The 23,037-nt window shown below is 37.7% G+C and carries 24 protein-coding genes; 12 read left to right on the top strand and 12 right to left on the bottom strand.

Features of this window, described 5'->3' with window-relative positions:
- Positions 1–325: 325 nt before the first annotated feature.
- On the top strand, positions 326–1,870 hold the full coding sequence (locus HDF25_RS00350; protein ID WP_184621609.1) for a hypothetical protein: 1,545 nt from the start codon (positions 326–328) through the stop codon (positions 1,868–1,870).
- Positions 1,871–1,979: 109 nt separating this feature from the next.
- Here HDF25_RS00350 and HDF25_RS00345 read toward each other — a convergent pair whose 3' ends face one another.
- Complete coding sequence (locus HDF25_RS00345) at positions 1,980–2,525, bottom strand: outer membrane beta-barrel protein (RefSeq protein WP_184621607.1); 546 nt, start codon at positions 2,523–2,525, stop codon at positions 1,980–1,982.
- Between the two features lie 90 nt (positions 2,526–2,615).
- The gene (locus HDF25_RS00340; protein ID WP_184621605.1) at positions 2,616–3,323 is read right to left on the bottom strand and encodes an ATP-binding cassette domain-containing protein; all 708 of its coding nucleotides are present in this window, start codon (positions 3,321–3,323) and stop codon (positions 2,616–2,618) included.
- Between the two features lie 111 nt (positions 3,324–3,434).
- Between HDF25_RS00340 and HDF25_RS00335 the strand changes: the two genes are divergently transcribed.
- Entirely contained in the window at positions 3,435–4,922 is a 1,488-nt protein-coding gene (locus HDF25_RS00335; protein WP_184621603.1) for a glycine--tRNA ligase, read from the top strand.
- A gap of 54 nt (positions 4,923–4,976) precedes the next feature.
- Here the strand turns inward: HDF25_RS00335 and HDF25_RS00330 are convergent, their stop codons facing one another.
- Positions 4,977–5,366 carry a hypothetical protein gene (locus tag HDF25_RS00330; RefSeq protein ID WP_184621601.1) on the bottom strand — a complete coding sequence of 130 codons (390 nt, stop codon included), beginning with the start codon at positions 5,364–5,366 and terminating at the stop codon, positions 4,977–4,979.
- A 71-nt stretch (positions 5,367–5,437) separates the two neighbouring features.
- Here HDF25_RS00330 and HDF25_RS00325 point away from each other — a divergent pair, with 71 nt between their 5' ends.
- From HDF25_RS00325 to HDF25_RS00310, 4 genes are all read left to right on the top strand, one after another.
- Complete coding sequence (locus HDF25_RS00325; RefSeq protein WP_184621599.1) at positions 5,438–6,124, top strand: CAP domain-containing protein; 687 nt, start codon at positions 5,438–5,440, stop codon at positions 6,122–6,124.
- A 69-nt stretch (positions 6,125–6,193) separates the two neighbouring features.
- Positions 6,194–6,673, top strand: coding sequence for a GtrA family protein (locus tag HDF25_RS00320; RefSeq protein ID WP_184621596.1), 480 nt, complete (start codon positions 6,194–6,196; stop codon positions 6,671–6,673).
- A gap of 83 nt (positions 6,674–6,756) precedes the next feature.
- Positions 6,757–8,541, top strand: a complete 1,785-nt coding sequence (locus HDF25_RS00315; protein ID WP_184621594.1) for an aromatic amino acid hydroxylase — start codon at positions 6,757–6,759, stop codon at positions 8,539–8,541.
- A gap of 2 nt (positions 8,542–8,543) precedes the next feature.
- Positions 8,544–9,245 (top strand): SDR family NAD(P)-dependent oxidoreductase, encoded by a 702-nt coding sequence (locus HDF25_RS00310; RefSeq protein WP_184621592.1) that lies wholly within the window; start codon positions 8,544–8,546, stop codon positions 9,243–9,245.
- A 7-nt stretch (positions 9,246–9,252) separates the two neighbouring features.
- Here the strand turns inward: HDF25_RS00310 and HDF25_RS00305 are convergent, their stop codons facing one another.
- The 3 genes from HDF25_RS00305 to HDF25_RS00295 all read right to left on the bottom strand — a co-directional run bounded on the left by HDF25_RS00305 (position 9,253) and on the right by HDF25_RS00295 (position 11,304).
- The gene (locus HDF25_RS00305) at positions 9,253–9,744 is read right to left on the bottom strand and encodes a hypothetical protein (protein WP_184621590.1); all 492 of its coding nucleotides are present in this window, start codon (positions 9,742–9,744) and stop codon (positions 9,253–9,255) included.
- A gap of 96 nt (positions 9,745–9,840) precedes the next feature.
- Positions 9,841–10,170, bottom strand: coding sequence for a hypothetical protein (locus HDF25_RS00300; RefSeq protein ID WP_184621588.1), 330 nt, complete (start codon positions 10,168–10,170; stop codon positions 9,841–9,843).
- Positions 10,171–10,245: 75 nt separating this feature from the next.
- Positions 10,246–11,304: a hypothetical protein gene (locus tag HDF25_RS00295; RefSeq protein ID WP_184621586.1), complete on the bottom strand. Its 1,059-nt coding sequence runs from the start codon at positions 11,302–11,304 to the stop codon at positions 10,246–10,248.
- 132 nt (positions 11,305–11,436) lie between these two features.
- Here HDF25_RS00295 and HDF25_RS00290 point away from each other — a divergent pair, with 132 nt between their 5' ends.
- Positions 11,437–11,952 (top strand): C40 family peptidase, encoded by a 516-nt coding sequence (locus HDF25_RS00290; RefSeq protein WP_184621584.1) that lies wholly within the window; start codon positions 11,437–11,439, stop codon positions 11,950–11,952.
- Here the strand turns inward: HDF25_RS00290 and HDF25_RS00285 are convergent.
- Together HDF25_RS00285 and HDF25_RS00280 are read right to left on the bottom strand one after the other, a co-directional pair.
- Entirely contained in the window at positions 11,949–12,842 is an 894-nt protein-coding gene (locus HDF25_RS00285) for a flavin reductase family protein (RefSeq protein WP_184621582.1), read from the bottom strand. The two genes, HDF25_RS00290 and HDF25_RS00285, sit on opposite strands and share 4 nt — an antisense overlap.
- Positions 12,842–13,837, bottom strand: coding sequence for a fumarylacetoacetate hydrolase family protein (locus HDF25_RS00280; RefSeq protein WP_184621579.1), 996 nt, complete (start codon positions 13,835–13,837; stop codon positions 12,842–12,844). Before HDF25_RS00280 ends, HDF25_RS00285 begins: the two co-directional genes overlap by 1 nt.
- A gap of 421 nt (positions 13,838–14,258) precedes the next feature.
- Here HDF25_RS00280 and HDF25_RS00275 point away from each other — a divergent pair, with 421 nt between their 5' ends.
- The 3 genes from HDF25_RS00275 to HDF25_RS00265 all read left to right on the top strand — a co-directional run bounded on the left by HDF25_RS00275 (position 14,259) and on the right by HDF25_RS00265 (position 17,808).
- Positions 14,259–15,425 (top strand): homogentisate 1,2-dioxygenase, encoded by a 1,167-nt coding sequence (locus HDF25_RS00275; protein ID WP_184621577.1) that lies wholly within the window; start codon positions 14,259–14,261, stop codon positions 15,423–15,425.
- Between the two features lie 37 nt (positions 15,426–15,462).
- Positions 15,463–16,590: a 4-hydroxyphenylpyruvate dioxygenase gene (gene hppD / locus HDF25_RS00270; RefSeq protein WP_184621575.1), complete on the top strand. Its 1,128-nt coding sequence runs from the start codon at positions 15,463–15,465 to the stop codon at positions 16,588–16,590.
- Between the two features lie 297 nt (positions 16,591–16,887).
- A complete protein-coding gene (locus HDF25_RS00265; protein ID WP_184621573.1) occupies positions 16,888–17,808 on the top strand; it encodes a YihY/virulence factor BrkB family protein in 921 nt (306 codons plus the stop codon).
- Here HDF25_RS00265 and HDF25_RS00260 read toward each other — a convergent pair.
- Positions 17,805–18,083: a hypothetical protein gene (locus HDF25_RS00260; protein WP_184621571.1), complete on the bottom strand. Its 279-nt coding sequence runs from the start codon at positions 18,081–18,083 to the stop codon at positions 17,805–17,807. The two genes, HDF25_RS00265 and HDF25_RS00260, sit on opposite strands and share 4 nt — an antisense overlap.
- Before the next feature lie 108 nt (positions 18,084–18,191).
- A complete protein-coding gene (locus HDF25_RS00255) occupies positions 18,192–18,782 on the bottom strand; it encodes a porin family protein (RefSeq protein ID WP_184621569.1) in 591 nt (196 codons plus the stop codon).
- Positions 18,783–19,011: 229 nt separating this feature from the next.
- Here HDF25_RS00255 and HDF25_RS00250 point away from each other — a divergent pair, with 229 nt between their 5' ends.
- Positions 19,012–20,778: a histidine kinase N-terminal 7TM domain-containing protein gene (locus HDF25_RS00250; RefSeq protein ID WP_184621567.1), complete on the top strand. Its 1,767-nt coding sequence runs from the start codon at positions 19,012–19,014 to the stop codon at positions 20,776–20,778.
- Between the two features lie 47 nt (positions 20,779–20,825).
- Here HDF25_RS00250 and HDF25_RS00245 read toward each other — a convergent pair whose 3' ends face one another.
- The gene (locus HDF25_RS00245; RefSeq protein ID WP_184621565.1) at positions 20,826–21,128 is read right to left on the bottom strand and encodes a hypothetical protein; all 303 of its coding nucleotides are present in this window, start codon (positions 21,126–21,128) and stop codon (positions 20,826–20,828) included.
- A gap of 165 nt (positions 21,129–21,293) precedes the next feature.
- Between HDF25_RS00245 and HDF25_RS00240 the strand changes: the two genes are divergently transcribed.
- Positions 21,294–22,442 (top strand): tetratricopeptide repeat protein, encoded by a 1,149-nt coding sequence (locus HDF25_RS00240; protein ID WP_184621563.1) that lies wholly within the window; start codon positions 21,294–21,296, stop codon positions 22,440–22,442.
- An 8-nt stretch (positions 22,443–22,450) separates the two neighbouring features.
- On the opposite strand, the gene HDF25_RS00235 is transcribed toward HDF25_RS00240, so the two are convergent.
- Positions 22,451–23,035 carry a riboflavin synthase gene (locus tag HDF25_RS00235; protein ID WP_184621561.1) on the bottom strand — a complete coding sequence of 195 codons (585 nt, stop codon included), beginning with the start codon at positions 23,033–23,035 and terminating at the stop codon, positions 22,451–22,453.
- Positions 23,036–23,037: the final 2 nt, after the last annotated feature.

Here is a 23,037-nt window from a genome sequence, read left to right as displayed (position 1 = left end):
CACAGTATAAATTGCCTCCTCAGGGTCATATTAACTATCTGTTTTTCACATTATTACCTGGTCCCAACCAATAATAGTGGTGCTAAAGATCTATCTGCAACATTATAGTCAAACAAAAAGTATCTAGTAGCATTCGCTAGTTTAATGGCATCAATAGCTTACCTATAGTGCGATCTATCATTGATACAAACATAAAATCCGACTCTAACAAATCTTATCAACTTTCCTTAAAAGAGAAAATTATTTTACAATAATTTACCCATAATCAAAACAATTACCAATACTAAGCGTTATTTATTGAATTAATCATTGAAAAACTATATTTATGAAAAAAATTTTAATAATTGCATGTATTGCGATTTCAATCATCCATCAATCTTGTAAAAAAGATTCGAATCGACAAAACACTGGGTCAACTGCTATTGATTCAAAAAACTCAGAAACAAATCTAGCCCAAACCAAATTCGCAGTGCTGTTAGCTAAGGCAGTAAAATCAGATCCAGATTTAAGAAACTTCCTTAAAAATGAAAGCTTAAAACAATTTGACAATGACCATGATATTTTATACCATATGGTTAAAGATGTAAAAATCAATGGAGCAGAGACTCTCCATGAAAAATTAATTCGCTACCAAGTCTCTGATAAAGAGCTAGATTCAATTGAGACTCAACTACCTCTATTAACAATTTTTATCCCAAGTTTACCTAGTTTTTCACCAGAAAAATGGAATGCTGCTAGTGAAGTCCCTTTTATTGCAACTTCAAATGTTGGAGAAAGTAATGTTTCACTATATGACGGTTCTGGAAACTCAATGGTTTTAAAACCGAACCAAACACCAGCATTCCCTGTTCTTGTTATTAAACAAAATGAGAGAGTAATTGTAAACAGAAACTCATTACAGTCTACTGCGAAAATGTCTAATTCAATAAAAAATGGATCATCAATTGCTTATCAGAATAGCAATTTATCACTAAGTTTTGCTGATAAGGCTTTTGATGGTACTAATAAAAGCAAGCAAGTTAACTTTGTTAAAAGTAATGCAGCAATCGTTAATGATATTGACCCTATCAGTATTGAAGCTTATAATTCAGGAAATGAATGGCACCGTGATTACATATATTATGGACTTACTGCAAGTACCCCAAATGGAGAATTTAAGCATAACTATAGTGAATTCATTACTTCCTTTAAATTCCTTACTCCTAATGCTCTAGGCATAATTTCAGATCAAGATGAGGATCCAAAGAAAAATGATCTATACGGTCAAGCTAATACTAAACCCCCACTTCCAAAAACAATGTGGACAGAAGGTAATTTCGAAATTAAGATTACTATATTAATTAATGCAAAAAATGGAGCGGGAAGTGAATTAACTAAAGTTATGAGTGTAAGCCCGGGAGAGTTATTTGATCTTCAATATGATCTGATTCAAGATGCGCACGGTCCATTTGGGACAATAAAAATATATCAAATCAAAAGTGTCACACCAAAAGAATTTCATCCAAATATAGAGTTAGTACCATGGGACCTGGAAAATTACGGTACTGCTTGGAAATTCATATTTTATGAAACAGATAACGCTCAGGAAATCACTAAATCTTACGAAAATACAAGCACGTATGCTGGAAATTTCGGAATCGACCTCGGTGTATCTAAAAAAATAGGATTAAAGTTTGGCGGAAGTGCGACTACGAGTACTAAAAACAGTTATACTGTTAAGACAACCTTAAATTCTGATTTCTTAGGAGAGGCAATTTTGACCTTCGACCAACCTATAATTACTGGAAGTTCAGGTGGTAGTTATACTACCAGAGAAATAACAACCGGAAATCTTTTAAGCATAACTGTTCAACCTAAAAAGGTTTTTTAATGCAAACCAGATAAATATTCAATACTTATTTGGGACAATCCAACATAAAAGGCGCCTTTAATTTAAGGCGCCTTTTGAGTATTAAGTCTAATAGCTAAGTATAACCTTATTATATGCCAAAGTTGTAAGCCAATCTAAAACCGATAAAATTCTTAACAGGTACAATAATATTATTGTTACCACCTGTCCATCCTTCATAACGTGCACCTAGCTCAATGGTTGATTTGTTAGCGACAGGAAATTCAACACCTACTCCCGGTGTATAGATAAACGAAGTTTTTGCACCAGAACTCGTTCCAAAAGCGGCACCAATTTCACCACCTACAAAAACATTTTCAACTAAAAAGTATCTCAAACCTGCTTTTACTGGGATAGCGCTATATTTAGGATATTTGAACCCTCCAAAATCTTTGCCGCTGAAGCTTAAAAAACCTGCATCAGCTGTAAAGTTTAAACTCTGCGCAATCGGTGTCTGATACTGCAATGAACCACCAAATCCTAATTTATAAAGGTTATTAGTATTACCTGTAGGTAAAGCAAAATCTAATCCTATACCTAATTTCTGACCCGACATGGCCGGATCTTTCGTTTGAGCTGAAACGTTTGAGAAGGCGAAAATTCCAGCTATAGCTGTTAGTAAAAATAATCTTTTCATGATTTCTTATTTAAGTTAAAGGACAAAGTCCTTCAAGACATAAACAAAAAGCTAGCCAAACCTACCATTAAGCAATCAATAAACTACCCTTCAACCAGTTAACATCCTGAACATATCCTCCAAAGAGTCAGTTTTATGTATTTTTTTAAGTTCAATTAATGACGAATCGGCGACAATTTTTCCTTTATTGATAATCACGACCTGTTCACAAAGAGCTTCAACTTCCTGCATAATGTGTGTGGAAAGAACTACAGTTTTATTCTTACCAAGAGTCTTAATTAATTCCCGGATATCAGACAACTGATTAGGGTCCAGACCAGTAGTTGGTTCATCCATAATCAGGACCTCAGGATCGTGTATAATTGCCTGGGCCAGTCCTACACGCTGTTTATATCCTTTACTTAACATCGCAATTTTTTTATGTTGCTCATCACCCAGCCCCACTCTTGCAATTACATCCTTTACTTTGATTCCGGGCTGCGACAACTGATAAGTATCTGCTACAAAAGTCAGAAATTCTCTTACATACATATCTGTATATAATGGTGTATTTTCAGGCAGATAGCCCATGATACGACGCATCTCCAGACTCTGCGAGCTGGTATCGTAACCGCCTAAACTTGATTTTCCAGATGTAGGAAGCAGATACCCCGTCAGCATCCGCATTGTCGTAGACTTTCCCGCTCCGTTTGGCCCCAGAAAACCCAGAATTTTACCTGGTACCGCCTGAAAACTGATATTATCTACTGCTTTTTGCCGACCGTATGTTTTGGACAGTCCTTCTACCTGAATGCTCAATGTGCTAAATTTTAATTGTGGATGATGGTATCCTGCGTATCAATTTCAAAAGTAATAATTCGTACGCTATATAGAGTAAAATTACCCTCCAAATTCTATATTTGCAGTATTATGGCCAAAACGAATAACGACGAACAATTTAAAAATGTGATCTCCCACGCCAAGGAATATGGTTTCGTATTTCAAAGCAGCGAAATTTATGATGGCTTAAGTGCCGTTTATGATTATGGTCAGTTAGGTGCTGAGCTAAAAAACAACATCAAGACTTACTGGTGGAAATCTATGGTGCAAATGCATGAAAATATCGTAGGGATAGATTCAGCAATTTTTATGCATCCCAAAGTATGGAAAGCCAGTGGACACGTAGATGGGTTCAGTGATCCGATGATCGATAATAAAGATTCGAAAAAACGTTATCGTGCAGACCAGTTATTAGAAGATAAAATCGCCCGTTATGAAAAAGACGGTAAAACAGATAAAGCAGCTAAGCTACAGGCTGATATGGATGAAGCTCTGAAAGCTGAAAACCTGCCTCAGCTGAAAGTCCTGATCGAAGAGCATGAGATCGCATGCCCGGTAAGCGGCACCAAAAACTGGACGGATGTACGTCAGTTTAACCTGATGTTCAGTACCCAGTTTGGCGCAATGGCTGAAGGTGCTGAAGAAGTATATTTACGTCCTGAAACAGCACAGGGTATTTTTGTAAACTTCCTGAATGTTCAAAAATCCGGAAGAATGAAAATCCCTTTCGGTATTGCCCAAATTGGTAAAGCTTTCAGAAATGAAGTGATTGCCCGTCAGTTCATCATGCGTATGCGTGAATTTGAACAAATGGAAATGCAGTTCTTTGTTCGCCCGGGTGAAGAGATGAAATGGTATGCTTACTGGAAAGAAGCACGTCTGAAATGGCATACTGCTTTAGGTACAGACCCTGCAAAATACAAATATCATGATCATGCAAAACTCGCACACTATGCAAATGCTGCAGTTGATATTGAATTTGAATTCCCTTTTGGCTTTAAAGAGGTTGAAGGTATTCATAGCCGTACAGATTTTGATCTGACGCAGCACCAGGAATTTTCTGGTAAGAAAATGCAATATTTTGATAATGATCTGAATGAGGATGGCAAGCCTTATGGTAACTATATTCCTTATGTTATTGAAACTTCAATAGGTCTGGATCGTATGTTCCTGTTAACTATGATCGGAGCTTTTGAAGAGCAGGATCTGAGCGAAGGAGAAAAAACTGACAGCCGTATTGTACTTCACCTGCATCCTTGTCTTGCACCGATAAAAGCAGCTATTTTACCATTAACCAAAAAAGATGGCCTGCCGGAGAAAGCGCAGAAAATTATGGATAATCTGAAACTGGACTATAACGTAGTTTATGAGGAGAAAGATTCCATAGGAAAACGTTACCGCAGACAAGACGCTATCGGTACTCCTTTCTGTATCACTATTGATCATCAGACACTGGAGGATGATACGGTTACGATCCGTCATCGCGACAGCATGGAGCAACAGAGAATTGACATCAAAGATCTGGAAGAAATTATCTCTAATAAAGTAAGCTGGAAAAACCTGCTGAGACAAATTTAATAATTGCTAAAACAGCTAAAATCCGCTCCTCATTGAAAAAAGGAGCGGATTTTATTATTTAATTGCCCTGGTAGCCTTATCAAAGGAAAACACTAAACTCTTTGGATCAATCTCTTTCAATGGAATTTCCTTTTCATCTTTACCAAGACCACGGGAAAAACAAACACTCTGACGGGCAGTTTCACCTTTCCCCAATGTAGTGTCTTCGAATAAAGCTATTCCAAATAAGGTACTGTCAACCTTAGAAGAAGCTATAATACTTAAGGTACCGATAGCGTACTGTCCATTATTTTTCACCTCAATGACCCCGTCTTTATAGGTATAAGTAATCCCTTTGACAGTCTGTAAATAGTATTTATTAGTACTTGTAACCGGTTTATAGGTTTGTGTATAACCTGAAATACCTGCAAATAGTAATGCTGATAAAATAAATGCTTTTTTCATAACCTGATTTAATCTTTCCAAATTTAGATTTTATATCATATTAAAACACATTTACTGACGTTAATCCTAACATGAAATTCATCCCTCTGGTCATTCTTTTTTTCGTTTTTAATTCAGGTATCTCAAAAGCACAGTCAGGCAGGACATGGTCAGCACAGGAACTTGAAAATGCGAATACAGCAAAAAACATCAGCTATCTAAATGATGAAGAAAAAAGCATCATCTTCTATATGAACCTGGCACGCACCGATGGAGAGAAATTTTTCAACACCTATTTCCAGGAGTTTGCTGATGCCTATAATATCGATATGCAGCAATACAGTAATTATAATGAGCTGAAGATTAACCGGAAAGATAAATACTACCGCGGGTTGGAAAAGGATCTTAAAGATATTAAAGATCTGACGCTTTTCAGCCCGGATGAAACGCTTACCTGGGTGGCTCAGCAACATGCCAAAGATCTGAAGAAGCATAATCTTGCAGGGCATAATTCGAGTGATGGCCGTACGGTATCAGACCGGATTTCAAAATTTTATCCCCGAAGGGCAATGGCAGAAAATCTGGCCTTTGGCTTTTCTAAAGGACTAGCTAATGTCTGTATGCTACTGCTGGATAAAAATGTTCCTGATCTTGGACACCGGAAAACCATACTCGGTACAAATTATAATTTAAGCCTGGTCGGTGTAAATATCGGTACCCATCCGGGATACAAATACTGTGCTGTTATTGATTTTATTTCTGCTCCTCCGGCACGTTAAAATGACCTGTTATTTTCGATATTGAATATCAATCCCTAAATTGCCCGCTATTACAGATTTTAACCCTGCATGCGTAAAGCCGTACTCAAATTTATAGATTTTTTCTACCCCCCGTTTTCGCGCTGGGTCTCCGTTCATACTTTCAGATATATCATTTCAGGTGGTACAAATGCTGCGGCAGGTATTGTTGTTTATTATATTGTCTATAACTACATTTTACATCAGCAGCACGTCAATCTTCCTTTTCCTCCAGGAATGATTACCGCTCCTGTAGCAGCACTGATTATAGAATCCTTTATTAGCTTTCTGATCGGTTTTATACTGAATAAGTATCTTGTATTTACACAGTCGCAGCTCAAAGGAAGAATACAATTATTCAGGTATGGTACTGTGTTCGCTACAAACATTCTGCTTAACTTTGCCATGCTGAAAGTATTGGTAGAAACCTTCCATGTTTATGCAACCGTGGCTAAAATTATATGTACAGTTATTCTGGCTATATTCAGCTATTTCACCCAAAAACACTTCTCTTTCAAGGTTAAAAAATAAATCACACAGAAGTAAAAGCATTACGGTTTTCTTGATAAATCGTATTTCAACCTTATCTTAGCAAATATCAAATATAAAAGGCAATGAGCGATTTTAATGACTTTAACAACCCCCAGGTAACAAAATTACCTAAACATCTGAGGCAATTTATCGTAGATCAGAACTATGCTAAATACACGCCAGTTGATCAGGCGGTGTGGCGTTATGTAATGCGTCAGAATTACAGTTATTTAAAAGATGTTGCTTACTATCCGTATATCAAGGGTTTACAACGTGCAGGACTAAGCATCGAATATATCCCTGATCTGCAAACCATGAACAACAACCTTGCAAAACTAGGCTGGGGTGCAGTAACTGTAGATGGATTTATCCCTCCCGCAGCTTTCATGGAATACCAGGCTTACCGGGTATTGGTAATTGCAGCAGACATTCGTCAGATTAACCATATCGAATATACGCCGGCACCGGATATTATCCATGAATCGGCAGGTCATGCTCCTATTATCGCGGATGCGGATTACAATAATTACCTGAGTTATTTTGGTTCTATAGGTGCAAAAGCTATGTTTTCGGCAAAAGACTTCGAACTATATGAGGCTATCCGTGAACTTTCTATTTTAAAAGAAGCTGTCGAAATTCCTGAGTTTGAGATCGCCAGAGCAGAAGAACGCTTACAACATATATCGGCCAATATGGGTGAACCTTCGGAAATGGCTTTACTGAGCAGATTACATTGGTGGACAGTAGAATATGGTTTGATCGGTACACTTTCTGATCCAAAGATCTATGGTGCTGGTCTTCTTTCCTCTATAGGGGAAAGCTCAAGCTGTATGAAGGAGAATGTAAAAAAGATTCCTTACACCATAGATACTATTAATTACAGCTACGACATCACTAAAACACAACCTCAGCTTTTTGTTACAGAAACTTTTCAGAATCTGATAGATGTACTGGAACAATTTGCTGATACAATGTCATTTAGGAAAGGTGGTACCGAGAGCATAAATAAAGCTATAGATTCAAAAAATGCAGCGACTGCGGTATATAGTTCAGGCTTGCAGGTAACTGGTGTATTCAGCGATATGGGATTGAACGGATCTGGGGAGCTTACCTTTATCAAAACCTCGGGACCTTCGGCCTTATCAGTTGCTGATAAACAACTGGAAGGTCATGGTAAACAATACCATAAAGATGGTTTTTCATCTCCGGTAGGAAAGTTAAAAAACTCAGTAACAGCACTTGAAAACTTTAGTGATGAAGAACTGGATGCAATTGGCATTAAAGAAAACAATCTCACTGAACTGACTTTTGAGAGTGGTATAAATGTTAGTGGTTTAGTGAAAAAGATCTATAAGCATAATAATCAGATCATCCTGATTGCATTTGAAGAATGTACAGTTAAAGAAAGTAGTGGAAATATACTCTTCCAGCCGGAATGGGGAACTTATGATATGGCTGTCGGAGAGAAAATTGTATCTGTGTTTAACGGGGCAGCGGATAAAGACGCTTATGAAGAAATCACCTATATCAGCGAAAAACAAACAGAAAAGGTTATTTACGATGAAGCTACTACGCAATTGCATGATATCTACAAAAATATAAGGCAGATCAGGGAAAGCGGAAATGGTGAAGAGCAATTACCCTCCTTATTCGGCACTATAAAAACAACTTATCCACAGGATTGGCTTAGTTTACTTGAAATCCTGGAAATAACTCATTATAAAGGGTCGCATCCCGAATTGGAAAAAGAGATCAGGAATTACCTGGAAACAAAGGCCCTGGCCGAACCTCATCATCAAAAACTGATTAATGACGGGCTGCATGTAATTGCGAACCCAGTTACTCAGTTGATTACAGAAGAAGATTAAACATGAATATTGTATTAACAGGTGCAAGCAGCGGAATAGGTTTTGAAGCTGCCTTAGAATTTACGCTACAGACAGAGAATAAAGTAGTATGTATTGCCCGCTCGGCAGACAAACTAAGAAAGTTATTGGAAATTGCCCGGGGGATTAACCCGGACTGCACCTTATTACCTGTCGAATTTGATATTGTAAATGATGATTATGCAGCATTAGTACCTTTTCTAAGAGAGAGACTGGGTACCGTGGACGTCCTGATCAATAATGCAGGTGCTTTAATCAACAAGCCATTCTTAGAGACCTCTGCTGCGGATTTAAATGAGATGTTTCAGAGTAATGTAACTGGTCATTTTAATATGATTAAAAACCTGGTTCCTTTAATGCACAAAGAAAGTCATATTGTAAATATAGGCAGTATGGGTGGCTTTCAGGGAAGTATTAAATTCCCGGGACTTGCTGCATATTCTTCCAGTAAAGGTGCATTGCATACTTTAACTGAATGCCTGGCTTTTGAGCTGGCAGATTTGGGCATAAAGGTAAATTGCCTGGCCCTGGGTTCGGCACAAACTGAAATGCTTGAACAGGCATTCCCTGGGTATCAATCTCCGGTAATGGCTTTTGAAATGGGAAAATACGTTGCCGACTTTGCAAAAACAGGACATAAATTCTTCAATGGGAAGATTCTTCCGGTTGCGGTGACTACACCCTAAAAGGCAATTACTTGCCTTTTTTGAGCTGGTCCAACATATCTTTTATAGCATGGAGCTGATTTTGCTGATCCTGATATTTTTTCTCCAACGAATCAAAGTTGGATTTCAGCGTAGTTACCTCAGCATCCTTTTCAAATAAATAGAGTGTTAATTCCTCGACTTTTTTAGTCAGGAGTGTATTTATTTCACCTAATTTCAAATCTTTGGTTTCGACCTCCTGTGCCGAAGGCATCTCTGGTAAATGATGATTCTGTTCAACAAAGGTCTTAACCTCATTCAAAGTAAGGAGATTATACCTCGGCTTAAAAACATAATCAGGCCAGGCCTTTAGATCAACTCTTACTTCTTTGGAATGGATCACTCCATTAACTGCAAGTTTTTCATCTGGTGTTGTAGTTCCAATACCAACATTACCATTTACAGAAAAAATATTATTCTGGGCATGAGAGGTATTAATTGTGAAGGTTACTGCTGTTAAAAAAATAAATAGGTTCTTCAATTTTCTGATCTTTATGATTGTTAATTTCACTAAGATCTATTATTTAATATTATCCTTAATTATATTAAATAATAAATGTAGAAGAACTTTACAAGATTATTCTTTAATATACTTCAGTGCATCTGCATTAACAATGCCAGCTTGGATATCTCCGTTAGCGCTGGTTCCGAGAAGAACAATAGCATCTGCTCCTATTTTTTTTCCATATTCAATTAGTGATTGTTTCACCTGACTTTCTCTGACGTTATTGCAAACCAGGTGACCAATAACTTTATAATTAGTTTTGACATCGTGGGCCGAATAGAAAAAATCAATAGATGATGTCGGCGTAAGCCGGTCACCCAAATAAGTTACAGGGAGCGCACATGAGGCCAGTAAAAAGCAAAAAATTGTTATAATAAACAGATAATTTTTATATGTTTTCATAAACATGAATTTAAATATAAAGACCTGAATATAACCCGCATACCGGTAACATTTTTGATAGCCGGAACTGACTGGTTATTTAGCTTTTTTGAGTTGGTCTAACATATCTTTTATAGCATTGAGCTGACTTTGCTGGTCACTATATCTTTTCTCCAATGAACCGAGGTCTGATTTTAATGTACTGACTTCTGTATCTTTTTCCAGCAGATAAAGTGTCAGTTCTTCCACCTTTTTCGTCAACAGCTTATTCATATCACCCAGATTTAAACCATTCGTTTCAATTTCCACAGCCGAAGGCATTTCTGGCAAATGCTGATTCTTTATAATGTAACTTTTAACTTCATTTAAAGTAAGCAAATCATACTTTGGTTTAAATACATAATCAGGCCAGTTGTTCATATCAACTTTAACCGATTTTGAATGAATTACTCCATTAACAGAAAGTTTTGAATCTGGTGCCGCAGTACCGATCCCAACATTTCCGTTAGCAGCAATTCTCATTTTCTCTGTACGCCCTGTCAGAAAATTATCCGTTGTAAGCAGGGCCATACCATAGTGATTAGAGCCAACATCTTCAACCACATGATTAATAGAAACTCCCCAGCCAGGATATGCCCCACCAATACTGCCATAAATAACAGGCGTTGATGCACCAAGGGTACTTACAAGATCAATAGCACTTAATGTCCCGCTAACCTGTAATTTTGTATTTGGTGTCTTCGTTCCTATCCCCACATTTCCGCTACCGGTAATTCTCACCTTCTCAGTACGTCCCGTTAAATAACTGTCAGTAGACAGCAGAGCCATTCCATAAACGTTTGTACCCGGATCTTCAACCACATGGTTCATGGAAACTCCAAATGTAGGATATGCATTACTGACACTTCCAAAAATAACAGGTGTAGATGTGCCCAGGGCATTCGCAAGATCAACAGCACTTAATGTCCCGCTAACCTGTAACCTTGTTGTTGGGCCTGTCGTTCCAATACCAACATTACCACCTGCCTGAAAAATATTATTGTCTTGACCATAAGAAACATTGGTCATAAACACAATGGCAGTTAAAAAAATAAATGAATACTTCAATTGATGAGCTTTAAGATGATTAATTCTGCCAAGATCGCAATTTTTCATCAATACAAATTCAATATTTATAAATCCCTCAATTTTTTATCAGGCCGATATATCCATAGGGTCTTATCTCAAAGCGACCAACTTAATTTTATATTGCTTTGTAAAATATTTTAATAACTTAGCGACCGATATATGAAGAAAATATTTTTATCATTCTGCTTCGTAGTTCTTTTTGCCAGCACTGGTCAATCGCAGACGGTCCCTGTCAAATACCAGGACCTGCTCAATAAAATGCTTGTTCATTTTTCACAAAACAAGACCTCCAACCAATTAATAGATTTCGCAAAAACTCTAATCGGTATCCCTTACAGATATGCAAGCAGCAATCCATCGATAGGATTTGACTGTTCGGGTTTTGTCAGTTATGTATTCCACAATTTTGGTGTTAACGTACCACGTTCTTCTACAGAATTTAATCAGACAGGCACTCCTGTAAAGCTGGAAAATGCAAAAGTTGGTGATGTCCTTATATTCACAGGTACCAATCCCAGAAGACGGGTGGTAGGACATGTTGGAATTATAGCAAGTATTACCGGAGATACGATACAATTTATCCATTCTACCTCCGGTAAAGCACATGGTGTAACTATTACTACACTTAATCCTTATTACAAAAGCCGTCTGATGAGAGCGGTAAGTATTCTCTAGCTTTCCAGCAATACAACTTTCAGGGCATCCGATACCTCGCCCTGTTCCAGCATAGTTTTAGCCAGTTCATGCAATTCACGCTGACGATTTACGGCATCACCAATAGTTGCATCCAGCACTTCCTTTACAGCAGGCATATTTCTCACCAGGTCGATTTCTTCTTCAGAAGGAACATTTTCTATATTTCCCAACATCCCCAGATCATTACCACTCAATACATAAGAATTCCTTACTCCTTTAGGAAGGGCATCAACTCCAATACCCAGGGTAGTTAATGGCTTAGCTACTTTAAAAAGATTATCAGCAGTTACACGACAGTACCAGTCTCCTCCCAGCCGGGCAACCAGATCAATCTTTGCCTGATCAATTTTCCCGTCTTCATCCAGAATCTCTTCCTGAATATGGATCAGTTTTATCTCTGCCAGGATCAGGTTCCCTGCACCGGGATTGTTTCCCAGATGGATCACTTCTGTAACTATACACTCCATCTGTACAGGAGCTTCTGCTACACGTGGCGGTTTAACCAGTTGTGAAGGAAGCATGGTAAAACCAGCCTTTTCAAATTCATTTACCCCTTTGGCATATTCAGTACTAGCCAGACTGGTCTGCTGAACCATTGGATAGTTTACGATATTAATTACACATTCCTTGACTTCCAGAATATTTTCAAGGGTATGCTTTGTCGTATTGTCACGTACCCTTCTTGCAGGAGAAAAAATACATAATGGAGGGTTGGTACTGAACATATTGAAAAAGCTAAAGGGGCTTAAATTAATATTCCCCTCTTTGTCAATTGTCGTTGCAAAACATATCGGTCTTGGCGCAACTGCATATTGCAAATAATTTTGCAGTTGCGCCGGACTCAAATCTGAAGTTTTAACTGTCAGCATTATTTTTTCAAGGCTAAAATAGAAAAATCAGTATCCACTTTACGGATAGTATTACTCAAACGGCCAAGACCTGTAATCTCCATCTCAACAACATCTCCATCCTGTAACCATTGTGGCTTAAAATCAGGATTGTTTAATAGTCCTGTACCATTCAGTTCAAGGAAACAGCCGGTACCGACAGTACCGGAACCAATGACATCTCCTGGTAAAATATCAACTCCGTAAGCACAACGTTCAATAATTTCAGCAAACGTCCAGTCCATATCCGCCATATTACCCGATGAGACCTGTTTTCCATTTACAGTACAGCTCATTTCCAGTTTATAACTATTTCCTGTATGACCTGCTTTAGGTGCTGTTTTATATTCTTCCAGTTCATCAGGAGTTACCAGCCATGGACCTATAACAGTAGAAAAATCTTTTCCTTTTGCCGGGCCCAGGTTTAATAACATTTCTTCCATCTGCAGTGTCCTCGCACTCATGTCATTCATGATCATATAACCTGCGATATAGGCATCTGCTTCAGCGGCCTTAATATTTCTTCCTTTTTTACCTATTACAATCGCTACTTCCAGCTCAAAATCAAGTTTCTGGAAATGATCTGGCATACATTCAATCTCACCAGGTCCCTGAATAGCGTTATGGTTAGTAAAATAAAATATAGGGTACTGATCAAATTCGGCAATCATATCTACCTTCCGGTTTCTGCGTGCCGCAGCTACATGCTGGCGGAAAGCGTAACCGTCCCTGCAGGAGCTTGGATGTGGAACCGGAGCTACAACCTCATAAAACGCTTCTTCTTTAGGTTCAATTTCGCCGGATTTAATTTTGGCATCAATTGCTAAAGCCCGTTCCATCAGTACTTCTGAATCTTTTAGAAATCCGTTCATATCATTTGGAATCTGCTTATCGCAGGAATTCAAATTATAGATATGTCCGTTGATGAAAACACCAAGATGTTCTCTGTCTTCTGTTTTGTAGGATACTAATTTCATATAGTTTTATGTTTGGTAGCACATTGTAATGTAAAGCTCATCAAAGCTAGATAATTTAGGCCACAATGAATAAAAGCCTGTTTAAATTTGTCAATTAAAATTGTTTGCTGCCCATTTCTAAGCAGAGGCCCCTGAACTGATGAACTTTAAACCAGCAAATTTAAACTGCAATAGAATGTATGGTATAAATTTGATACCTAATAATATAATTCTTAATTTAGCCTTCGCAACAATGACAAAGAGCAAACTAAGATATCAGGACCGCATTGCCAGCCAAGTACTGGCCGCATTCAGGTATGCTATGCTTTCTAAACTCATTTTTGCGCAATACTCCATTTAAGCTTTTTCCTAAAGCCAAGTATATTAAACGTTCTCGCGTTTTCTATCCATCCTATATTTTAACCAATTATAACCTATAGATATGCCTATTTATCATACCTTAGGAACCATTCCACCTAAAAGACATACCGTTTTTAGAAAGCCAGACGGTGAGCTTTATGCAGAGGAACTGGTCTCCACTGAAGGATTTTCGAGCCTGTATTCGCTTGTTTATCATTGTCATCCTCCAACCATCGTCAAGTCGCTTGGTGAGCCTTATTCGGTAGAACCCAAAATTGCCAGGGAAAAACATCTGAAACACACTTCCCTGATTGGGTTTAACATTGCACCCGAAGATGATTACCTGAAAAGCAGAAAACCAGTCCTGGTAAACAGTGACCTGCACATTTCCCTTGCTGCACCAAGAAAGTCCATGACGGATTATTTTTACAAAAACAGCCAGGCAGATGAAGTTATTTTCATCCACCAGGGATCAGGTACTTTAAAAACAGGCTTTGGTAAAATCCGTTTTTCCTATGGTGATTACCTTGTTGTACCCCGTGGCACGATTTATCAGCTGGAATTTGATGATGAAAAAAACAGGCTTTTCATTGTAGAAAGTTTCAGTCCTATCCGTTCTCCAAAACGTTACAGAAACGAATATGGCCAGCTGATGGAGCACTCTCCTTACTGTGAGCGTGATATCCGGAGACCTGCTGACCTGGAAACTATTGATGAGTTCGGCGATTTCAAAGTACTGATCAAAAAACAGGGTCTAATGTACCCTTATACTTATGGTACGCATCCTTTCGATTTCGTTGGCTGGGATGGTTTTCACTATCCCTGGGCCTTTTCTATCCATGATTTTGAACCAATTACGGGTCGTCTTCACCAACCACCACCCGTACATCAGACATTTGAAGGACATAACTTTGTGATCTGTTCTTTTGTACCCCGCAAATTTGATTATCATCCTCTTTCTATCCCAGCTCCATATAACCACAGTAATGTAGACAGTGACGAAGTGTTGTATTATGTTGATGGTGATTTTATGAGCAGAAAAAGTGTGGTTAAAGGACAAATTACACTCCATCCCGGAGGTATTCCACATGGTCCTCACCCTGGTACTGTAGAAAAATCTATAGGTAAAGAGAGTACCGAAGAGCTGGCTGTGATGATTGACCCCTTCCGTCCTTTAATGCTGACAGAGGATGCAATAAAAATTGAAGATGAGAACTACCACAAAAGCTGGCAGATCAATATAGAATAACCAGAAGACCAATTATTAATAAATAAAAAGACAAAACATGCAAACACTAGTTGTTGAGAAAGACACAGAATTACAGGATTTCCTTCCGCTGAACGGCACAGATCACGTTGAGTTATACGTTGGTAATGCAAAACAGTCTGCACATTTTTATAAAACTGCCTTCGGTTTTGAAACTGTGGCTTATGCAGGACCAGAAACCGGTCTCAGAGACAGAGCTTCCTATGTATTACAGCAGGGAAAAATAAGATTGGTATTGACTACTCCCCTGAATTCAGACGGAGTGATCATTGAGCATATCAAGAAACATGGCGATGGTGTTAAAATCCTTGCTCTTTGGGTTGACGATGCCTATAAATCTTACGAAGAAACAGTAAAACGTGGTGCAGTATCCTACCAGGAACCTAAAACATTAACTGATGAATTTGGTGAGGTACGTACAGCCGGTATTTACACCTATGGAGAAACTGTCCATCTGTTTGTAGAACGTAAAAATTACAAGGGTGCATTTATGCCTGGTTATGTCGCTGTCGAAAGTGATTATCGTCCGGGAAGTACAGGACTACTCTATATCGACCACTGTGTAGGAAATGTAGGCTGGAACAGGATGAACGAAGCTGTAAAATGGTATGAAGATGTAATGGGCTTTAAGAACATTCTTTCCTTCGATGACAAACAGATCAATACTGAATATTCAGCACTGATGAGTAAAGTGATGAGTAACAAAAACGGTTATGTGAAGTTTCCGATCAATGAGCCGGCAGAAGGTAAAAAGAAATCACAAATTGAAGAGTATTTAGAGTTTTATGAAGGTGAGGGTGTTCAGCATATCGCAGTAGCCACTCATGATATCATTGAAACTGTAAGAGCCATGAAGTTACGCGGGGTAGAATTTTTAAGTCCTCCTCCAAAAGCTTATTATGAAACCTTACTGGAAAGAGTTGGAAAAATTGATGAGGATATAGCTCCTTTACAGGAATTGGGAATTCTGGTAGACCATGATGAAGAAGGTTATTTACTACAGATTTTTACCAAACCAGTACAGGATCGTCCTACCTTATTTTTTGAAATCATTCAAAGAAAAGGTGCACAATCTTTTGGTGCAGGAAACTTTAAAGCTTTATTTGAGTCATTGGAAAGAGAACAACAGCTCAGAGGAAATCTTTAATTTCCTATAATGGGTACTGATGCTCTGGCTGCAATTTTTGTCTGAGGGGGTAAATATTGTCAAGCCATCGCATCGGTACCCATTCTTTTTAAATACAAACCGGACACCTCGCTGATATTGTGGTATTCCATTTGCTCTATCAGGTATTATTTAGTTAATTATGTGGTGTGTTTAGCTAAGTATTTAAAAAATTCAGGGAAGCCTTATAGCTTCCCTGTTTATAACCCCTATTTTTTTTCCTTTCTTCTTCATTGAGAAAATTTAACTACTTTCGGGATTTACCGGCAATTGAAAGGCATGTCTAACATTAATATCCAGAGAGTTCATATTTTCACCCTGCATTTCCGGAAAGCATTTAAACTGTTTCAAAAAAATGATCCGTTAAGGTTGGCAGGTGCAACAGCATTTTTCGCCAATTTCGCTTTACCTCCTATTCTATTAATCCTGATCAGATTATTTGGGTTTTTCATAGACAGGAAAACGTTGGTAAACAGAATTTTCGAGAGACTGGGTACACTTCTGGACGATAGCAGTACACAACAAATCAGGCAGACATTAAGAAATATCCGTGGAATGGATCATAAATGGTACGCTACCATTTTAAGTTTTGTCTTTTTCCTCTTTGTGGCAACGACACTCTTCTCTGTAATTAAGAACTCAATGGATCAGATCTGGTCAATCGGAATGAAAGATCACACCAGTTTTTTATTCAAATTAAAGATAAGGGGCAGATCAATGGGGATTATCCTGCTTGCCGGCATCTTATTTTTCGTTGGTTTACTGACCGATAGTATCCAGGCATTCATAGGAACCTATATTAACACAGCCTCACCAACCTTTGGGAGAGTATTCCTCAGTATACTAAATCAACTTTTATTTATTGCTATTGTGACTACCTGGTTCAGTGTTTTATTCAGGTTTCTGACCAGCGGAAGACCTACCTGGAAATCTTCTGTCAGAGGGGGAATTCTGACGGGTATTCTTTTTACTCTAGGCAAATACATTCTACGTATAGCCTTGCCATTAAGCAACATAGGCAACATCTACGGCGCATCAGGTTCTATCGTGTTAATTATGCTTTTTGTTTTTTACTCCTCTTTCATATTTTATTTCGGAGCATGTTTTGTAAAAGTATTAAGTGATGCCAAAGAAACTCCGATACGTCCCATTAAAGGTGCGTTTAATTATGAAATAAAAGAGATATTAAAACCATCCTAAGTAAGTTCCTGCACTGCAGACCGCTCAAATCCCTGCATTTCAAAAACAGCTAGTTTACTCCTCAGATTATAATGGAGTGTCCCAAAAAAATTAATGATCCCATCTTTATTTTTGCCTTCGATACAAATACTCTCCTTTGTAACCTGGGGGTGTTGCAAAAACTGTACATTAAGCACATCTTCGTCCTTAATTTTAATGTCTGCAATATCGACTGCATACTCTTTCATCAGCAATAAAAAGCTGGTTCCATTCAATAACAATTCTTTAATACTCATATCAGAATAATTTAAGGTCAGGGAAGATGAATGCAGCAAATTTAACGCCAAAAAAAGAGGGTAACCCATTATGGATTACCCTCTTAAAAAGAAAATTTAAAATTAATTCTAGAAAAGTTTAAGTGCCAGTCCTAAGGTGAACAAGTTTAACCGCTGACCATCATAGCCTGTTTTTCCTAATTTGGAAATACCTGCCTCATATCTCAGGTCTACACCAATTTTACCTACATCTAAACCGGCTCCAAACTGCCATGCGAAATTCTGTTTTTTGAAGTCTCCGTTGAAAACTTTCCCCACAGCACTTCCGGCAGATTGTTTATCATCCAGAATAAATGAAACTACAGGACCAGTATTTAAACGTATTCCTACACCAGCAGCACCGATTTTAGTACCAATCAGTAAAGGCACATCAAGACTTGTGAATTTCACTTTATTTTCTGTTCCGTCTGCGGTACTCACCATTTTGGCATTTTTACCAGACAAATAAAGCTCTGGTTGAAAATGTATGCCTGCTGCGCCTATTCTTGCCCAGACTCCAGCGTAATAACCTGCTGAGTTATCACTTCCAAAAGTATTGGTAGTGCTGAATTTAGATAGATTGGCTCCTCCTTTAATACCAAACTGGAAACTCGGTAGTATCTGTCCGAAGGCCAAACCACTAAAGCAGATAAACATGGAGAATAAAATAATTTTTTTCATAAGTTCTTGTTTTTTTATAGTCATAATTCTGTTTGAGCTTATTCCTTTAATTTAAAATTTAAAGAAACATAATTCTGGCAGTTCTACAACTGGGTTACATTTGTTATTTTATGTGGAGTAAAATTAGGAATATTTTTATTCCAAACTAAATTAAGCCAATTTAAATTAATCTAGGCTTATTTCATAGATTTGCTTTGACCTCTTAACACAATTAGCAATCCGTTTCCTAATGAATTTTGCTTTCAATCTCTATGCACTGAGCCTGATTATCTCTGGCAGTATGACGTTTTTACTATCCGGTTACATCCTTAATAATGAAAAAGGAACAGTTAGCTGGGTTGGTTATCTGATGTTATCTACTTCTATCTGGTCTTTAGCCTATGGCTTTGAATTAGCGAGTACAACGCTTGATCAGATGAAGGTGCTGATTAATATTGAATACATAGGTATTGTGTCAGTGCCATTAACCTGGTTTCTGTTCTGTATAGATCTGGCAGGAAAAGAAAAATGGTTAAAGAAAACAAGGAATAAGCTCCTGATTACTGTTATGCCTGTACTCACTTTACTACTGGTCTGGACCAACAAATTTCATCATCTCCATTATAAGCAACTCAGTCTCGATCAAAGCGGAAGTTTTCCAATGCTGAAGATTGCTCCAGGAATTGGCTTCTATTTTTTCATCGTGTACTTTTACATCCTGTTGTTTGCAGGGACCTATTTCCTCGTTCAGAAATTCAGGATCTCTGACCGGATCTATAAAAAACAGAACCAGATAATTCTGGCTGCCTCAATTATTCCCTGGATTGCCAATTTCTCCTATCTGATTAGATTAAGACCCATACCTAACCTGGATATTACCCCATTCGCTTTTTTGATCTCTACAATTCTGATATTTATGGCCATATACAGGTTTAAAATATTCAATGTTCTTCCTATTGCCAGAGAAAAAGTTTTAGAGCTGATGCGGGATGGTTTCATTGTACTGGATCATCGTAACCGGGTTATAGATTATAACTCAGCATTTAAAAAATATATTAGTGTATATCAATCTGATAAAATCATAGGTAAAGACATTAATGATTTACTTCAGTATCAGCCAGAATTACTCGATTTACTGAATCAGCAGGAATCTGGAAAAATTGAATTGCTTGTTCATACGGCCAATGGCGTTTTCGATCTGGAAGCGGACATCTGTTTTATGAATGAGAACAAACTTAACCGTAATGCCACTATCATTAAACTTCAGGATTTAACCAATGTCAGACAGGAAGCCTTAAAATCTATCCGGCAAACCGAAGAACTACAAAAGCTAAACCAGTTAAAGGACAGAATATTTTCCATAATGGCACATGATCTCAGAGGCCCTTTACTGAACCTGGCGGAAGTACTAAAAATGACTTCAGATGACACCATAAGTCCGGAAGAATTCAAATTTCTTTCCCCTACCCTAACTAAAGACATCTCCTATACGACTGATTTATTAGAAAATATACTGCACTGGTCAAGAAGCCAGCTGAAAGGTTATGGGATCAATAAAGATTTCTTTGATTTAAGAAGTCTGATTAATTCTGAAGTAAACTATCACCTCAAAGCCGCTGCAGGAAAAGACATAGCTATCAGCCTGACTTTACCAGATGACCTGGAAGCTTTTGCTGATCTGCTGATGATGCAGATTGTCATCAGGAACCTGATAATTAATGCAATTAAGTTCTGTCATAAAAATGGCCAGATCAAAATCTCTGCTTTTGATCTGAGCAAAGAATATGTTGAACTGCATATTGAGGACAATGGTGTGGGTATTTCACCCGAAAACCTGCAGAAACTTTTTAAAGGCGAAAACTTCTCCAGCAGAGGAACACAAAATGAGAAAGGCACAGGAATCGGGCTGATGGTCTGCTGGGACTTTATGGAGAGGAATGAAGGTACTATTACTGTAGAAAGTGAACCCGGTTCAGGAACCCGGTTTATTTTGCAAATCCCAAGATCTCCGGCATAAGAAAGCCCTATAAACAGGGCTTTCTTTATAAAATGTAAATCTGTTCTTTAGCTATTTCCAGTAGCCTCATTTATAATTTGTTTCTCTTTTAAGGCATCGACATTATTTTTGCTCCCGAAATTCTGAGTTTTATCAGCGAAATAAGCTAATATCTCAACAATTGTATCCAGGTTATCAGCAACACGTTGATGCATATCTGGCAAATCTTTATCTAGTTTCTTATCACTCAGTTCAATATTATCAACTTCAATTTTTCCTATCTTTTGAATAATTGCCTGTTGTGAGTGTTGTAAATCCTCTAACTCTCTTACAATCTTCTCCATCAACTCAAACTTCTTTAAAGTATCCATATGATTAAAATTTATTTTTATCAAACATTTATATTCATAATCAACCAATTACCTTGCCAGAGATTCGATTTTAAGGAATTTTCAGAGTTATGTTCCCAAATAAAATAATTTATGACTAGGATTAAATCTTTATAACTAATATATTAGTTATAAAGATTTAACGCTATGAAATTATTGATTCTTTTAAGCTGTTTTTGCTGTTATACCCTGACAGGTTTCGCTCAGTCCGGAAATATTCTGGACAAGGAAAAACTTTTAGAATATTATCAAAATCAACGTTTCAAGGACGCTGCTATGTATCTGCAGACCCTTTATGGTGAGAATTCAAAAGATCCAAAAGAAATTTCGCAGCTGGCTTATACCAGTATGATGGCAGGGAATTTACCTCTTGCAGAAAAGAATTACATGAAATTATATGCCCTTCAGCCAGCGAGTTTGCCGGTTTTGTTTAATCTGGCCAGTATCGGAAGGCGCAGAGGCGATGATAATAAAGCGAAAAGGTATTATCTGGAGATCATTAAGCTGGACAGTATGAATTTTAATGTATACAAACAGCTTGCTTCAATAGTGCCCAATCCGATGAGCCCGGAAAAACAGCTTTATTTAAAAAAGGCAAATGCACTGGCCCCTGCCGATCCTGATGTTGCTTTCGACCTGGCTAATAGCTTCAATCTCACCAAAAAGAACGATTCTGCTTATCTGGTATTGAAGCCCGCTTTAGCTGCAGATACAGCCAATATGATCCTATTAAAAGCAAAACTCCCCGTTTGCCTTGCTTTAAAAAAAATGGATGAAGCAATTCTTACAGGAGAAACGCTAATGGCTTATGGAGATAGCTCCAGTTACGTTTTGAATAATATGGGTAAAATATATTTTGCATCAAAATCATACGACAAGTCACTCCGGTTATTCAAGACCATTGAACATATGGAACAGCAAAATGAATCTACCCTATATTATACAGCCTTATGCTATCGCGAATTAAAAGACTATCCACATGCAGCTGATTACATGACTAAATCAATCAAAGAGGGGATCTCCCCTTATATGTCTAATTACTATAAAATCCTGGGGGAAGTTTATGAAAAAACTGAACAGTTAAAAAAGGCCGGTCAGAGTTATCAGAAGAGCCTGGGTTTTGAGAATAAAGGAGAAGTCTACTACAATCTCGCTTTATTGAATGATGGAAAACTGAACAATAAAAAGGTTGCTGTCAAATATTATAAAAAATTCTTAAACAGCAACCCTGATCCTGAAAAGTACAGAGAAGTACTTGATTATATCAAACAGCGATTGGTTTTACTCCATCAATAACCCAATGGTTATTGATGGAGTAAACGTGCTACATATTTACCAATTATATCAAATTCTAAATTTACCGTATCTCCAACATTTACCTCCTGCATATTCGTATGTTCAAAAGTATATGGGATGATAAATACAGAGAATTCATCAACTGTAGAATTAACCACAGTCAGACTGATTCCATTCACACAAACAGATCCCTTTTCTACTGTTACGTTACCATTACTGCTGTCATATTTAAACCGGTATTCCCAGCTCCCGTCTAACTCTTGTCTCAGTACACAAACAGCAGTCTGGTCAACATGCCCCTGAACAATATGCCCATCAAGTCTTCCATTCATTTGCATACATCTTTCCAGGTTCACAATCATCCCCTGATTCAGGTACTGCATATTACTCTTTTCCAGAGTCTCCTGAATCGCTGTAACCGTATGTGTAGTATCAGTCAGCGCCACTACTGTTAAACATACTCCATTGTGGGATACACTCTGGTCAATCTTCAATTCATTGCTCAGATCAGATTCAATAGTAAAATGAAGATTTGTTCCTTCTCCGTTAATCTCTTTAACCGTTCCTAGTGTCTCAATAATACCTGTAAACATAA

Source organism: Pedobacter cryoconitis, assembly GCF_014207135.1.
Classification (GTDB): domain Bacteria; phylum Bacteroidota; class Bacteroidia; order Sphingobacteriales; family Sphingobacteriaceae; genus Pedobacter; species Pedobacter cryoconitis_D.
This window is presented reverse-complemented; position numbering and strand designations above follow the sequence as displayed.

Excerpts from the sequence above, each read along its gene's own strand:
- HDF25_RS00295 (WP_184621586.1), bottom strand. The coding sequence starts at position 11,304 with ATGAAAAATTGCGATCTTGGCAGAATTAATCATCTTAAAGCTCATCAA.
- HDF25_RS00265 (WP_184621573.1), top strand. The coding sequence starts at position 16,888 with ATGTCTAACATTAATATCCAGAGAGTTCATATTTTCACCCTGCATTTC.
- HDF25_RS00250 (WP_184621567.1), top strand. The coding sequence starts at position 19,012 with ATGAATTTTGCTTTCAATCTCTATGCACTGAGCCTGATTATCTCTGGC.
- HDF25_RS00280 (WP_184621579.1), bottom strand. The coding sequence starts at position 13,837 with ATGAAATTAGTATCCTACAAAACAGAAGACAGAGAACATCTTGGTGTT.
- HDF25_RS00290 (WP_184621584.1), top strand. The coding sequence starts at position 11,437 with ATGAAGAAAATATTTTTATCATTCTGCTTCGTAGTTCTTTTTGCCAGC.
- HDF25_RS00325 (WP_184621599.1), top strand. The coding sequence starts at position 5,438 with ATGAAATTCATCCCTCTGGTCATTCTTTTTTTCGTTTTTAATTCAGGT.
- HDF25_RS00330 (WP_184621601.1), bottom strand. The coding sequence starts at position 5,366 with ATGAAAAAAGCATTTATTTTATCAGCATTACTATTTGCAGGTATTTCA.
- HDF25_RS00300 (WP_184621588.1), bottom strand. The coding sequence starts at position 10,170 with ATGAAAACATATAAAAATTATCTGTTTATTATAACAATTTTTTGCTTT.
- HDF25_RS00235 (WP_184621561.1), bottom strand. The coding sequence starts at position 23,035 with ATGTTTACAGGTATTATTGAGACACTAGGAACGGTTAAAGAGATTAAC.
- HDF25_RS00255 (WP_184621569.1), bottom strand. The coding sequence starts at position 18,782 with ATGAAAAAAATTATTTTATTCTCCATGTTTATCTGCTTTAGTGGTTTG.
- HDF25_RS00350 (WP_184621609.1), top strand. The coding sequence starts at position 326 with ATGAAAAAAATTTTAATAATTGCATGTATTGCGATTTCAATCATCCAT.
- HDF25_RS00240 (WP_184621563.1), top strand. The coding sequence starts at position 21,294 with ATGAAATTATTGATTCTTTTAAGCTGTTTTTGCTGTTATACCCTGACA.
- HDF25_RS00245 (WP_184621565.1), bottom strand. The coding sequence starts at position 21,128 with ATGGATACTTTAAAGAAGTTTGAGTTGATGGAGAAGATTGTAAGAGAG.
- HDF25_RS00345 (WP_184621607.1), bottom strand. The coding sequence starts at position 2,525 with ATGAAAAGATTATTTTTACTAACAGCTATAGCTGGAATTTTCGCCTTC.
- HDF25_RS00310 (WP_184621592.1), top strand. The coding sequence starts at position 8,544 with ATGAATATTGTATTAACAGGTGCAAGCAGCGGAATAGGTTTTGAAGCT.
- HDF25_RS00275 (WP_184621577.1), top strand. The coding sequence starts at position 14,259 with ATGCCTATTTATCATACCTTAGGAACCATTCCACCTAAAAGACATACC.
- HDF25_RS00285 (WP_184621582.1), bottom strand. The coding sequence starts at position 12,842 with ATGCTGACAGTTAAAACTTCAGATTTGAGTCCGGCGCAACTGCAAAAT.
- HDF25_RS00335 (WP_184621603.1), top strand. The coding sequence starts at position 3,435 with ATGGCCAAAACGAATAACGACGAACAATTTAAAAATGTGATCTCCCAC.
- HDF25_RS00315 (WP_184621594.1), top strand. The coding sequence starts at position 6,757 with ATGAGCGATTTTAATGACTTTAACAACCCCCAGGTAACAAAATTACCT.
- HDF25_RS00320 (WP_184621596.1), top strand. The coding sequence starts at position 6,194 with ATGCGTAAAGCCGTACTCAAATTTATAGATTTTTTCTACCCCCCGTTT.
- hppD (WP_184621575.1), top strand. The coding sequence starts at position 15,463 with ATGCAAACACTAGTTGTTGAGAAAGACACAGAATTACAGGATTTCCTT.
- HDF25_RS00260 (WP_184621571.1), bottom strand. The coding sequence starts at position 18,083 with ATGAGTATTAAAGAATTGTTATTGAATGGAACCAGCTTTTTATTGCTG.